This window comes from Haloarcula sp. 1CSR25-25 (assembly GCF_032027985.1).
Classification (GTDB): domain Archaea; phylum Halobacteriota; class Halobacteria; order Halobacteriales; family Haloarculaceae; genus Haloarcula.
Genome location: NZ_JAHYBW010000005.1, coordinates 220,803 through 233,838, shown reverse-complemented (window position 1 = coordinate 233,838; position 13,036 = coordinate 220,803). Strand labels below are relative to the sequence as shown.

At 63.7% G+C, this 13,036-nt stretch carries 12 protein-coding genes; 10 read left to right on the top strand and 2 right to left on the bottom strand.

Translation table 11 applies throughout. The annotated features are described in order from the left end of the window. The first annotated feature begins 47 nt into the window (after positions 1-47). The 4 genes from KZ498_RS15685 (at position 48) to KZ498_RS15670 (ending at position 3,927) form a co-directional block, all read left to right on the top strand. A complete protein-coding gene (locus tag KZ498_RS15685; RefSeq protein WP_312619988.1) occupies positions 48-512 on the top strand; it encodes a DUF6516 family protein in 465 nt (154 codons plus the stop codon). Beyond that, positions 419-763, top strand: a complete 345-nt coding sequence (locus tag KZ498_RS15680; protein ID WP_312620157.1) for a transcriptional regulator — start codon at positions 419-421, stop codon at positions 761-763. Before KZ498_RS15685 ends, KZ498_RS15680 begins: the two co-directional genes overlap by 94 nt. A 217-nt stretch (positions 764-980) precedes the next feature. After that, complete coding sequence (locus KZ498_RS15675; RefSeq protein WP_312619987.1) at positions 981-3,653, top strand: valine--tRNA ligase; 2,673 nt, start codon at positions 981-983, stop codon at positions 3,651-3,653. 97 nt (positions 3,654-3,750) lie between these two features. Beyond that, a complete protein-coding gene (locus KZ498_RS15670; protein ID WP_008312626.1) occupies positions 3,751-3,927 on the top strand; it encodes a hypothetical protein in 177 nt (58 codons plus the stop codon). A 42-nt stretch (positions 3,928-3,969) separates the two neighbouring features. On the opposite strand, the gene KZ498_RS15665 is transcribed toward KZ498_RS15670, so the two are convergent. Next, entirely contained in the window at positions 3,970-4,740 is a 771-nt protein-coding gene (locus KZ498_RS15665) for a DUF1405 domain-containing protein (RefSeq protein WP_312619984.1), read from the bottom strand. Positions 4,741-4,896: 156 nt separating this feature from the next. Here KZ498_RS15665 and pdxS point away from each other — a divergent pair, with 156 nt between their 5' ends. Together pdxS and KZ498_RS15655 are read left to right on the top strand one after the other, a co-directional pair. Next, positions 4,897-5,805, top strand: a complete 909-nt coding sequence (pdxS, locus tag KZ498_RS15660; RefSeq protein WP_312619982.1) for a pyridoxal 5'-phosphate synthase lyase subunit PdxS — start codon at positions 4,897-4,899, stop codon at positions 5,803-5,805. Positions 5,806-5,899: 94 nt separating this feature from the next. Further along, on the top strand, positions 5,900-7,123 hold the full coding sequence (locus tag KZ498_RS15655; protein WP_312619981.1) for a mechanosensitive ion channel family protein: 1,224 nt from the start codon (positions 5,900-5,902) through the stop codon (positions 7,121-7,123). Between the two features lies 1 nt (position 7,124). Here KZ498_RS15655 and KZ498_RS15650 read toward each other — a convergent pair whose 3' ends face one another. Beyond that, a complete protein-coding gene (locus tag KZ498_RS15650) occupies positions 7,125-7,433 on the bottom strand; it encodes a hypothetical protein (protein ID WP_312619980.1) in 309 nt (102 codons plus the stop codon). Between the two features lie 213 nt (positions 7,434-7,646). Between KZ498_RS15650 and KZ498_RS15645 the strand changes: the two genes are divergently transcribed. The 4 genes from KZ498_RS15645 (at position 7,647) to hmgB (ending at position 12,806) form a co-directional block, all read left to right on the top strand. After that, positions 7,647-8,228 carry a DUF2150 family protein gene (locus tag KZ498_RS15645; protein ID WP_312619978.1) on the top strand — a complete coding sequence of 194 codons (582 nt, stop codon included), beginning with the start codon at positions 7,647-7,649 and terminating at the stop codon, positions 8,226-8,228. A gap of 46 nt (positions 8,229-8,274) precedes the next feature. Beyond that, positions 8,275-9,465 (top strand): hypothetical protein, encoded by a 1,191-nt coding sequence (locus tag KZ498_RS15640; RefSeq protein ID WP_312619977.1) that lies wholly within the window; start codon positions 8,275-8,277, stop codon positions 9,463-9,465. A gap of 14 nt (positions 9,466-9,479) precedes the next feature. After that, positions 9,480-11,372, top strand: a complete 1,893-nt coding sequence (locus tag KZ498_RS15635; RefSeq protein ID WP_312619976.1) for a PKD domain-containing protein — start codon at positions 9,480-9,482, stop codon at positions 11,370-11,372. 96 nt (positions 11,373-11,468) lie between these two features. Next, entirely contained in the window at positions 11,469-12,806 is a 1,338-nt protein-coding gene (hmgB, locus tag KZ498_RS15630; protein WP_312619975.1) for a hydroxymethylglutaryl-CoA synthase, read from the top strand. The last annotated feature ends 230 nt before the right edge of the window (positions 12,807-13,036 follow it).

Below are 13,036 nucleotides of genomic sequence, written 5' to 3'. Positions count from 1 at the left end.
TGTGGTCTGTACCAACACTTTTTGTGTTGGAGGGAGTACCAACACCCATGCCCGGGGACGACGAGGCGCAGCGTGTCCTCGAAGTCACGAAAGACTTCGGCGACCGTTACGCCGAAATCAGCGCCTACCGCGTCCCCGAGTCAGACCGCTATCCGGAGGGCATCAAGTACTCGATGCAGTACGGGAACGCCGCAGGCGAGACCATCGTTCGCTACGACAATTTCCCAGACCATCCCGACGCGACACACCACCACAAGCACCATGCTGACGGGACGGTGACGGACATCGACTTCGACGGGCTTCGGCCCCCTCTTCCAGCGATTCAAATCCGAGGTGATAGACTATGGCCACGACTGATAACTCCGATACGACAGACAGGACACTGCACATCCGGTTCCGCGAGGGACGTGACGACCGCATCGAAGACGCCCTCGCCGCGCTCGACCGGGACGAGGAGCCGGACCCGTACTTCGAGGTCGTGTATCACGACCCGGCCGACGTTCACCGAGTGACGCGGCCGAAATCGCTCGAACTCCTGCGAGCAATCGTCCAGCACGACCCCGGAAGCATCCGTGAGACGGCGCGACTCGTAGACCGGGACGTCAGCCAGGTACACCGGAACCTGAAGGAACTCGAAGAACTGCACCTCGTAGAACTCGTCGACGACGGGCAGTCGAAACGGCCGTCAGTCTGGTACGAGGCGATCGATATCGACCTCCCGCTCGTGACGCCGGACATCGGCTCGGACGAAGCGACCGCATAGCGGCCGCCAGTGAACAGCCGCCGAAAACCGAAGTCATTAATCCCGCCGTTGGCCGAGTAATGAACAGATGGTGCGTCGACTCTCACGAACGCTGGTTCTCGCGCCCGTCGGTGTAGGGGCCCCCACGCCCCACACCACCCCTCCAAATCGACGCACGCACCGCTGATAACCGCGCCGCAGTCCGATGCTACCCGGGTGTTACACCCACAGTTTGAATATGAGTGACACACAGGACCCACCGCAGGACGAATCGACTACAGACGAACCAGAGGACGCCCTCGACGGGGAGTACGACCCCCGCGAGGTAGAGCCGGAGTGGCAAGACCGCTGGGTCGCCGACGAGACCTACGCCTACGACGAGGACGCCGACACCCGCTTCACCATCGACACGCCGCCGCCGACGGTGTCGGGGAACCTCCACATGGGCCACCTCTATCAGTTCACACTGCAGGACTTCGTCGCCCGCTACCACCGGATGGCCGACGACACGGTCTATTTCCCCTTCGGCTACGACGACAACGGCATCGCCTCGGAGCGCCTGACCGAGCGCGAACTCGGCATCCGACACCAGGACTTCTCCCGGCGGGAGTTCCAGGAGAAGTGCCGCACGGTGTGTACCGACTACGAGGACGAGTTCACCGAGGACGTGCAATCCCTGGCCATCTCCGTCGACTGGGACAACACCTACAAGACCATCGCCCCGGACGTCCAGCGGGTCTCCCAGCTGTCCTTCCTCGACCTCTACGAGCAGGGTCGGGAGTACCGCCAGCGCGCGCCGACCATCTGGTGTCCGGACTGTGAGACTGCAATCTCGCAGGTCGAGCAGGAGGACAAGGACAAGTCGACGCTGTTCAACGACATCGCCTTCGACATCGTCGAGACGGGCGAGGGACCTGCCGACGACGGCGCGACGTTCACCATCTCGACGACCCGCCCCGAGCTGCTCCCGGCGTGTGTCGCCGTCTTCGTCCACCCCGACGACGACGAGAACCAGCACCTCGTCGGTGGCTCCGCGCGGGTGCCCATCTTCGAGCAGGAGGTCCCCGTCATCGCCGACGAGCGCGTCGACATGGAGACCGGCAGTGGTATCGTGATGTGCTGTACGTTCGGCGACCAGAACGACATCGAGTGGTACCAGGCCCACGACCTGCCGCTGCGGCTCGCCATCGACGAGTCCGCGACGATGACCGACCTCGCTGGCGACTACGAGGGGATGCACACCACCGAGGCCCGCGAGGCCATCATCGAGGACCTGCGCGAGGAGGGGTCGCTGCTCGAGAGCCGCGACCACGACCACACCGTGCAGGTCCACGAGCGCTGTGAGGAGGAGGTCGAGTACCTCGTCACCGAACAGTGGTACATCGAACTGCTGGACAAGAAGGAGGAGTACATCGAGGCCGGCCGCCAGATGGAGTGGTACCCCGAGAAGATGGCCACCCGCTACGAGCACTGGATCGAAGGGCTCGAATGGGACTGGTGTATCTCCCGCCAGCGCGATTCGGGCATCCCGATTCCGGTGTGGTACTGCGACGACTGCGGCGAGCCCGTGATGGCCGAGCGCGAGCAGTTGCCGGTCGACCCGCTGTCGGACGACCCGCCGGTCGAGGCCTGTCCCCACTGCGGCCACGACTCGCTGACGCCCGAGGAGGACGTCTTCGACACGTGGGCGACCTCGTCGCTGACACCGCTCGTGAACGCCGGCTGGGACTGGGACAGTGAAAGCGAGGAGTTTACGTGGGACAACCCCGAGCTGTACCCCTTCGACCTGCGCCCGCAGGGCCACGACATCATCTCGTTCTGGCTGTTCCACACCGTCGTCAAGTGCTACGAGCACACCGGCGAGGTGCCCTTCGAGAACGTGATGATAAACGGGATGGTGTTAGACGAGAACCGCGAGGCGATGTCCAAGTCCAAGGGCAACGTCATCCCGCCAAGCGAGGTCCTAGAGAAGTTCCCGGTCGATGCCACCCGCTACTGGGCCGCCGGCACCTCCATCGGCGACGACTTCCCGTACAAGGAGGGCGACCTGGAGGCCGGCGAGCGGCTCCTCCAGAAGCTCTGGAACGCCTCGCGGCTGGTCGACCAGCTCACGCCGGCCGCCCGGCCCGACGAGCCCGAGGAGCTGGCCGCGGTCGACGAGTGGCTGCTGGCCGAACTGGACGCGACTGTCGAGTCGGTCACGGCGAAGTTCGAGGACTACGAGTTCTCGAAGGCCCGGAACGAACTCCGGTCCTTCTTCTGGAACACGTTCTGTGACGACTACCTCGAAATCGCCAAGCAGCGACTTTCAGACGGGGAAGCTGTGTCGACCGAGTTCACGCTCCTGCAGGCGCACCGGACCTTCCTGCAACTGTTCGCGCCCTTCCTCCCACACATCACCGAGGAGCTGTGGGCGCGCGTCTACGACGAGGACGACTCGATTCACACGACGGACTGGCCGACCGCGGGCGGCTACGACGCCGACCTCGAAGCGGGCGAGACGGCGATGGAGGTCGTCTCCGCGCTCCGGCGGTACAAGACCGAGAACGGCCTGCCGCTGAACGCCGACCTCGACCACGTCGAGGTGTTCGGCCACATCGCCGGCTTCGAGGACGCCGTCGCCGAGGCGATGCACGTCGCCCAGCTGGACACCTACGACGAGGCCCCGGACATCACGACCGAGGTCAGCGGCATCGACCTCGATTACTCGCTGGTCGGCCCCGAGTTCGGCAGCGAAGTCGGCGCTATCGACGCCGCTATCGAGGACGGGGACTACGAGATAGACGGCGACGAACTCCACGTCGCCGGCGTCACGCTCGGCGACGAGATGTTCGCCGTCGAGGAGTCCCGGACCTACTCCGGCGAGGGCGAGATGACCGAGACCGAGAGCGCCGTCGTCGTAGTTCGGTAACCACGACGCCGTTGTTCCGGAGTCCGCGAGGGTCATCGGACCGCACCCATCGCCGCGACCAGTAGCATCAAGACCTGCGGGTCCGGTCATTCGAACCATGCGAACAGAGGAGACGATTCGGGACCGGATCGAGGCGTTGCAGGACGAGTACGACAGACACGACCCGCCGTCGACCGAACTGGAAGACGAGGCCGAGGTCGCCATCCTTCGCGCCATCGAGGAACTGGAGTGGGTCCTCGACGAACGCGAGGCCGAAGACGGATTCACGACCTGAGCGCAGCTATTGGAAAGGCGGGTTCGGGCACAGAAGCGCCGGTCACGCCTGCCGTTTCACTTTCTCTACGCGCGTCGTCAGTGCGAGAAACGTCGCCATGAGCGTCAGCACGACCGCCCAGCCCGCCGCGAGGTCGTGAGCCAGCACCGTATGGTCGAACTGACCGGCGGCGACCAGCGGTTCGGCCCGCAGCCATGTGTGGTGTGGCCCGTCGAGAACCGGGAGGAAGTAGTCCACGATGTCGTTGAAGCCGTACCAGCCGACGGCGACGGCCACAGCCGGCACCGAGAAGCTCGCATACCGGTGGATGAGGAATGCCTCGGCGGCCATCGCCAGGTGGCTCAGGACCAGGAACCAGTAGAGCCAGAGCGGAATCCCGCCGGGCCCGTTGAGGACCAGCTGGACGTACGGCGTCCACAGGCCCAGTTTGATACAGCCGAAGAAGCCGAGCATGTGGAGCCACTGAGCATTCCAGTCGAGCCGCCAGGCCACCAGCGAGAGCCCGATGAACATCGTCGCGACGGGCGAGTCCGGAATCAGGGGGTAGGCGGCCAGTGGGGCCGCGCCCAGCTGGCCCTCAACGAGCGGCGGCGCGGCGTTCAGTGGGCGGCCAGCGTAGTACCAGAAGCCAAACAGCGTGCCGACCAGATTGACGAGCGCGATGGGCCAGGCGAGTCGGAGTCCGACGTTCTCAAGCCACGGCGGCAGCGGCGCGACGTACCGCGGCAGCCCCTCGGCGTCGGGGAGCCGCCGGCTGAACACCCGCGCGACAGCCGCGTCGATGCGCCCGCCGACACCCTCGTCCGTAGCCATGTCGATGCAGTGGGGAGACGCGATGAAAACGGTAGTGGTCTCGGACCCGTCGCCCGGAGTCACTGGCCCGATATCGACCCCCCGCGAGCGGGCCAGACGGTGCTTCTGTCCCTCGGAAGGACACGCGTTAAGTAAATCCAGCACCAAGGCTAGATAATGACTGAAGAGACCGACCTGGAGGACCTGCGGCGCGGAACTGACCTGGTCAAACGCGGCTTCGCGAAGATGCAGAAAGGCGGCGTCATCATGGACGTCGTCAACCGCGAGCAGGCCCGGATCGCCGAGGACGCCGGCGCAGTCGCCGTGATGCACCTGGAGTCGGTGCCGGCCGACATCCGCAAGCGGGGCGGCGTCGCCCGCATGGCCGACCCGAGCAAGCTCGAAGAGGTCATCGAGGAAGTGTCGATTCCGGTGATGGGCAAGGCCCGCATCGGCCACACCGCCGAGGCCCAGATTCTTGAGGCCGCGGGCGCGGACATGGTCGACGAGTCCGAAGTGCTGACCCAGGCCGACGACCGCTACCACATCGACAAGCGCGAGTTCACCGCACCGTTCGTCTGCGGGGCGCGGAACCTCGCCGAGGCGCTGCGCCGCATCGACGAGGGCGCGGCGATGATTCGCACGAAGGGCGAGGCAGGCACCGGCGACGTGAACCAGGCCGTCACGCACCAGCGGAACATCCAACGCTCCATCGGTATGCTCGAAGGGATGGCCTACGAGGAACGCGACGAGTGGGCCCGCGAACACGGCGCGCCCCGGCGGCTCGTCCACGAGACGGCGGACCGCGGCCGGCTCCCGGTCGTCAACTTCGCGGCCGGCGGCATCGCGACGCCCGCCGACGCCGCGCTCATGATGCAACACGGCTGTGACGGCATCTTCGTCGGCTCGGGCATCTTCGGGGCGGAGAACCCGCGGGCGATGGGCGAGTCCGTCGTCGCGGCGGTCAACAACTACGACGACCCCGAACAGCTCAAGGAAATCGCGAAAAACCCCGGCAAGGGGATGAAGGGCCAGGCGAACGCGGACTTAGACGAGGAAGAGCAGCTGCAGGGCCGCGGCGTCTAGCTGGGACCGGTCGATCTATTTTCCGCCTCGCTGTCGGACGGCTCCGACAACGGACGGTCGAAGACGAAGACACAAGTTCCTACGGCGGCGATAGGTGGCTGTGCAGGGGACGGCCACGCCCACGCCACCCGCTAACGAAACCGGTGAGGGGCTTCTCGAACTCTTTACCGCGTTACAGCGCTCGCTGGAACAACTGGCCGCGTCGCAGGGACGCCTCGTCGCAACGCTCGTCCTGGTAGTCGTACTCCTCCTCAGCGTCGTCGTGGTTCCGGCCGCGCTCTCCCGGCTCCGGGCCGCCACCGCGGACCGGACCGGCGACTGGCTGCAGGTCATGGCCGACTACACGCCGACGACCATCCGGGGCGTGTTCCTCAGAATCGCCCAGTTCACGATGGTCGTGCTGGTCGTCGTCTCGTTTCTCATCGTCTGGGGGGTCCTCGACGTCGTTCAAACGGTGGGGCCGTACCTCAACGGGAGTGATCAGTCAGTACTGGCGACAGTACAGACGGTCGTGCTCGTCATGCTGGCGTTCGTCTTCTCAGACCAGATGCAGCGGTGGATCGGCCGGTTCAGCCAGGCGGTCACCGGCTTCACGGAACACCAGGAGGAGATACTGCTCCGGCTGGGTCAGGTCACCGTCTTCGTCACTATCGGCGCGACGATCTTCGCCGTCTGGGGCATCGACCTCAGTGGCCTGCTGGTCGGGGCCGGATTCCTCGGTATCGTCGTCGGTCTGGCCGCCAGACAGACGCTCGGGTCGCTTATCGCCGGCTTCGTCCTGATGTTCTCCCGACCGTTCACCATCGGGGACTGGGTGCTCGTCGGCGAAGAGGAGGGCATCGTGACGGACATCACCATCTTCAACACGCGCCTGGAGAACTTCGACGGCGAGTTCGTCATCATTCCGAACGACCGCGTGAGCGACCGTGCGGTGACGAACCGCAGCAGAAAGGGGCTGTTGCGCCTCACGGTCGACATCGGCGTGGACTACGACACCGACGTGGAGCAGGCGATGGACCTCGCTCGCGAGGCGATGGCCGACATCCAACACGTCGTCGATTCGCCGACGCCGGACGTCGTTCCGAAGGACTTCGGTGACTCCGCCGTGGTGATGGAACTGCGGTTCTGGATCGACCACCCGACGCCACCGCGGAAGTGGCGCGCCATCTCGGCTGTTGTCCGAGGCGTAAAAGCCGCCTTCGACGACGAGGACATCTCGATTCCGTTCCCCCAGCGGACCATCTCGAACCGCGTGGACGCGGCGGACGAGGAGGCGGCGGAACGCGGCGTGGAGATGCGTCCGGACGGCGACGGCTGACCTACAGGTCGAGGCCGTCGAGGAGGAGCCCCAGCCCGAGAACCCAGCATCCCAGTGCGGTCCCGAGCGTGCTGACGTAGAACAGCCAGGACAGCCCCTGCTCCGCTGTCAGCGGGCCGTTCATCGCCGCGGCCGCGGCGTCGGTCGCGGCCGGGAGCGATCCGGCGGCGAGGGCCATGCCGGTGAACGCGCCGATGGCGACCGGCAGTGCCACGGCTGTCAGCGCCAGACCGACACGTTTGGCCAGCGTGGCGACTGCGGCCGGGTCGAGCGGTCCGCAGCATGTCGCGGCCGGCTGTCGCTGTGCCATGCTACCTCATATCACGTTCTGCTGTCATAAAAGTACGTTCCCCGAGGGCGACCGTGACACGTGTGGGAAGTACACAGACTGTGGAAAAACTCGACAGAACAGCCGTCTCGAAGGCTGAAAACCGGTTCTTCCGGTCTTTCCGAGCGACGGTAATTCCGAAGTGGAGTGGCCGCCGGTCGAAACTACTATCCCCAACGGCACGAACGGACTGGTATGAGCACTCCGCCGGGGGAGTATTACACCGAAGAACGCTGGCAGAACTGGCTAGACCGTATCGAGGAAGAAGACGTCGACCCTGAAGACGAGGATTCGGCGCGACTCCTGTTGAACCTACAGGACGACGCCGCGATCGCGGTCGCGAAGATCCTCACGGACTACGAGGACGGGCCGCTGGACGAAGAGGCGACGCTCGACGAGCTTGCCGGCGTCCGGGAGATCGTTCTCGACGACATCGACATCGACGACGAGGAGACCGTGATGCTGATCGACGGCGTCCAGACCTCGCTGCTGTGCGTGTTCTACGCGGCAGAGGAGTTCGTTGCCGAAGGTGCCGCAGACGACGCGACGGTCACGGACTACATCGAGGCCGCCGCGGACGCGGAAGCCGGTGAGGACCTCGACGCGGCGCTCGGCTACTGTGTGCAGGCCGGCACGCTGATAATCGATGGGTCGGAGCTTCCGATGCAAGTCGTCGAGGACCTCGAATACGGGCTCGTCTCCGAGTGGGTCAACGGACTCGACAGTCTCCAGACCGCGATGAGTGACCCGGAAGTCGTCGAAGAAGACGAGAGTTGATAATTCGGCAGTCAGGTTTTTATCACCGTCTCCGTAACTCACCGCCATGACTTTCACGGGCGATGAGCGTGCACAGTCAGTACAGGTCGGGGCTGTGCTGTTGTTCGGTGTGCTGATCATCGCCTTCTCGTCGTACCAGGCGTTTGCCGTGCCGGAGCAAAACCGGGAGGTGGAGTTCAACCACAACCAGGAGGTGCAGCGGGACATGATCGACGTGCGAAACACCCTGCTGGAGACGTACACCGGCGGCAATGACGGCTACGCCGAGGTGGCGCTGGGGACGAGTTTCCCGGCACGGGTGGCCGCTATTAACCCGCCGCGGCCGTCGGGATCGCTGTACACGACGCCAGCAGAGCCGATTACGATCGAAGAGGGCGGAACAGACAAGACGGACGAGGTCTGTCCCGGTAGCCCCGTCCAGACGCGCTTTATCGAATATACTCCCGAGTACTCCGCTTACGACGGCGCCGGGACGATTCGCTACGAGAGTTCGTTTCTGCTGCACGATTTCGGCGACAGTTCGGTGGCGCTGACCGATCAGACGCTCGTCCGTGGCGACCAAATACAGATCGTCCCATTAACGAACGACTTCAACACCGGCGGAAGCCAGACAGTCGCCGTCGAACCGCGGGCCGGTCGCCTCGATACGACGGGGGTGACTGACCCCACAATAACGCTTCCAACGCGGGCGAGTGAGGACACCTGGGTAAGGCTCCTCGACGGCGAGGTCGACCCCAGTAACATCGACGTCAGCGGCGGCGAAGTGACGCTTACACTCACCGGCGACTACACAATCGAGTGCGGCCCAGTCGGTGTGGGGGAGACGCCGCCTTCGGGTGCGAGAGGTGGCGGCACGAACGAGATCAACCCGGCCTCGCCGGGCGATATCACGCTGGAAGGCGAGACGTTCAACAAACAGACGGTCACGCTGGAATTCAACAACACCGGTGGCACGAACAACATCACGGAGGCGCGAATCAATTTCTACGAATCGAACACGGGGAACTCCCCAACTGAAGGTGGTATCCGGGAGGAAGGCGCCGGAAGCGATTCGGCAACCCTCGACATCGGTGGTAATTTCGAAACACTCACTCCAAAGATCGAATTAACCGGTGGCAACACTGTCACGAACGTCGAGATCGAATTCAATAACAATCCTAATCAGCAAGATTGGCTCATATTGTCGCTCAAACTTGAAACCGGAGAAACAGCCTTGTACTTCGTCTCACTCAGCTGACTGTCGAACAGCCAATGAAAGTTCCCCACCTGCTCTCGACCGACCGCGCTCAGTCTGAGACGGTCGGTGTCGTCCTGCTGACCGGCGTAGTTGTCGTGATCACCGCTGTGGTCGGAGGGATCGTCCTCTCGGGGAACGGGACAAACTCTCAGACACCCGTCGTCGACATTCAGGGAGCTGCAACGAGCCAGCACGTGACGGTGACCCACAACGGGGGCGATTCGCTCCCCCGATCCGACGTCGACATCGTCACCGACGGGAACCAACGAGTGCGTCACTCGCTTGACTCCTACACCCAGCGGGTCGGGGCCGATGACACGCGGTTCGAACGCGGCGATAGCTGGCGTCGTAGCAACGCGGTCACCGGCAATCAGCTCACACTCATCGCAATTCACGTCCCCTCCAACGCGGTTCTCGATCGGGAGCAAATCAACGTCAGAGTGACGAGCTTCGCGCGGTTTACATACGATCCACAGAATCCAACGCCGGCGTCGACCGTCGACTTCGACGCGAGCGACAGCGAGTTCGAGGACGGTAGTATCGCGAGCTACGAGTGGGACTTCAACAACGGAGACAAGACGGCAAACGGCGAGACGGCCACCTACTCTTTCCCGGACAACGGCGACTACCCGGTCACGCTGACGATCACAGCCGACGACGGCCGGACGGCGAACCGGACGGAGACCGTGACGGTGTACAACCAGAATCCCGACGTGTCGTTCACGTACGACCCGACCGAACCCGGGACGGACGAGGAGATAACGTTCGACGGATCAGGGTCGGACGACCCGGACGGTAGCATAAAGAGCTATGAATGGGACTGGACCAGCGATGGGACCTACGAGATAACCGGGGAGACGGTGACGCATTCGTACACCGGAAGCGGCAAAAAAAATGTCACCCTACGGGTGACCGACAACGACGGTGCATCGCGACGGCAAACGGAGGTCGTGCCTGTCGGCATCAGGAGTTCGCCGACCGTTTCAATAACCGAGACAGAGCTCTCGGAAACCGGTAACAGCGGAAAGTACGACGTTTCCGTCACCTTTGAAGCGACGGATCTAGATGGCGATATTACGAACTACACCGCGATACTGTACGATAGTTCCAGTCGGGTTACGCAACTTGATAAGAAGACAGGCTCACCGTACGACGGCGCATCGACGACTGTTACGCTAGCCGAGGATGGTGCACGCACTGGCGACACTGTATACGTCGTCGGCCGTGTCGGTGACAGCACGGACCGAGTAGGCGAAGACACCCAGACCGTTAGTGTCAATAACGAGGACCCGACAGCTAAGTTCGCGTACTCTACGGAAAACCCTGATGCGGACCAGTCGATTTCATTCGACGCCAGCGGATCGAGCGATCCCGATGCCGATTCGCTGACCTACGAGTGGGACTGGACGAGCGACGGTACCTACGAGGCAACCGGGGAAATGCAGTCTCACAGTTACAGTCAAGACGGAACTTACGACGTGACGCTCCGGGTCTCGGACGGCTTGGGTGGAGTGGCAACCGACACGCAAACGGTTGTTGTCGGAAATGGTGGTTCCAAGCCGTTCTATGCGACCGTTGACGGTATCCAAGATAACAGTCAGGACTGCAACCGGAACCCACAAGGGAAGTGTACTAACAACGACCCGACCGTCCAGTTCGAGGCCAGTTGGAGTGCCAGCAGTTCCAGCGGTGACATCCAGAACGTCACCGTAGAACTAATCAGTCCCGATGGAACGACTGTGGACTCGGAAGTATACACCTACTCCGGAGTCGCCGATACGAGTGGAACGGCGGCACTGAACCACACCCCCGGCCAGTGGGACAGCGAGTACACGGTTCGGGTTACGGCGTTCAACATTACCACCAGCGCGACCGATTCCCGGACCGAGATTGCAGATGGGGCCTGATGATCCTGTTAGCGATTCGTAATTTGTGGCTTGGCTTCCACAATCGTCGAAGCTCTGGTCGACAGTAATTTATACGCACGCGCTGACTCTTCGGCAATGACTGCAGTCGGTATCGACGCCATGGAGATCTGGACAGGGAAGCTCAAACTCGACCTCGCGGAGACGTTCGCGCCGGCCCAGGGGGACGACCCTGGGAAGTACACGAAGGGCCTCGGCCTGCGCGCCTCGTCGTTCCCGGACGTGTACGAAGACATCGTCACGATGGGCGCGAACGCGGCCTACCGGCTGATGGACCGGAAGGGTCTGACCCCAGAGGATATCGGCCGCATCGACGTGGCGACCGAGAGCGCCTTCGACAACTCCAAACCCGTCTCGACGTACATCGCGGGCTGTCTCGAACAGGTGTACGACGAGAACTTCCATCACGCCAATAAGGGCGAGCGGAAGTTCGCGTGCATCTCGGGGACACAGAGCGTCGACGACGCCTACAACTGGATCAAGGCCGGGCGGAACCGCGGTCGGGCCGCGCTCGTCATCGCGACCGACACCGCGCTGTACGCCCGCGACGACCCCGGCGAGGCCACGCAGGGGGCCGGTGCGGTGGCGATGCTCGTCGACGAGGACCCCAATCTGGTCGAGCTCTCGACCGAGCAGGGGTACGGCAGCGCCGACGAGACCGACTTCCTCAAACCGAACCAGCAGTTCCCGTCCGTCGACGGGAAGCGCTCGGTGAACGTCTACCTCGCCCGCATGCGCGAGGCGCTGGAGGACTTCGCCGAGGTGGCCGGCGACATCCACCCGGGCGACTACGCGATGATTCCGTTCCACACGCCGTTCCCGGGCATGGTCCGGAAGGCCGCGGCACTGGGCTATCGACACATCATCCGCGGTACGGACGTGGGCGACCTGGTCGCCGAGGAGATCGGCCACCAGCCCATGCGCGCGGATTTCGAGACCGACGACGAGTTCCACGCCGCAATCAAGGAGTACACCGACGCACTCACCGAAACCGAACGTTATCAGGACTGGTACGCCAGCGCAATCGAGCCGACGCTCGAGATCTCCCGCGAGGTCGGTAACTGGTACACCGGTTCCGTCCACATCGCACGTGCCTCCGGTCTGAAACACGCCCGCGAGAACGGACTGGACCTGGACGGGGCGCGGCTACTGGTCGCCTCGTATGGCTCCGGCGCACAGGCGGAGGTCCACGCCGAGACAATCGTGCCCGGCTGGGAGGCGGAGATCGGTGCGCTCAGCATCGACGAGCAGATCCGGAACCGCTACGACATCTCGTTCGAGGAGTACGAACAGGTCCACGACGTTCACAACCACGAGACGGAGACGGACGTCGAGGAGTTCACCGCGCCGGAAGACGAGTTCGCCTTCGACGGCTGGGGCCGGATGGGTGAGCGGAAGTACCGGTACGTGGAGTAGCGAGGTTCGAAGCGAGCAACGCGAGCGAGAACCTCGAAACGCGAACGGAGGAGCGCAGCGACCCGTGAGTAGCGAGGGCTCGACCGGAGAGAGGCCTCGAATCGGAACGGCCCCCGCAGGGAGCCGTGGAGAATAGCGAGAGTCCGAGCGAAGCGGGGACTCTCGAAGACCGAACGGGGAGCGCAGCGACCCGTGAGTAGGCGAGAGACGCGTTGTTTCATCAGAGACAT

What these genes read in the sequence shown, in the direction of transcription:
- KZ498_RS15685 (WP_312619988.1), top strand. Translation starts at nt 48, where the DNA reads ATGCCCGGGGACGACGAGGCGCAGCGTGTCCTCGAAGTCACGAAAGAC.
- KZ498_RS15675 (WP_312619987.1), top strand. Translation starts at nt 981, where the DNA reads ATGAGTGACACACAGGACCCACCGCAGGACGAATCGACTACAGACGAA.
- KZ498_RS15670 (WP_008312626.1), top strand. Translation starts at nt 3,751, where the DNA reads ATGCGAACAGAGGAGACGATTCGGGACCGGATCGAGGCGTTGCAGGAC.
- KZ498_RS15665 (WP_312619984.1), bottom strand. Translation starts at nt 4,740, where the DNA reads ATGGCTACGGACGAGGGTGTCGGCGGGCGCATCGACGCGGCTGTCGCG.
- pdxS (WP_312619982.1), top strand. Translation starts at nt 4,897, where the DNA reads ATGACTGAAGAGACCGACCTGGAGGACCTGCGGCGCGGAACTGACCTG.
- KZ498_RS15650 (WP_312619980.1), bottom strand. Translation starts at nt 7,433, where the DNA reads ATGGCACAGCGACAGCCGGCCGCGACATGCTGCGGACCGCTCGACCCG.
- KZ498_RS15645 (WP_312619978.1), top strand. Translation starts at nt 7,647, where the DNA reads ATGAGCACTCCGCCGGGGGAGTATTACACCGAAGAACGCTGGCAGAAC.
- KZ498_RS15640 (WP_312619977.1), top strand. Translation starts at nt 8,275, where the DNA reads ATGACTTTCACGGGCGATGAGCGTGCACAGTCAGTACAGGTCGGGGCT.
- KZ498_RS15635 (WP_312619976.1), top strand. Translation starts at nt 9,480, where the DNA reads ATGAAAGTTCCCCACCTGCTCTCGACCGACCGCGCTCAGTCTGAGACG.
- hmgB (WP_312619975.1), top strand. Translation starts at nt 11,469, where the DNA reads ATGACTGCAGTCGGTATCGACGCCATGGAGATCTGGACAGGGAAGCTC.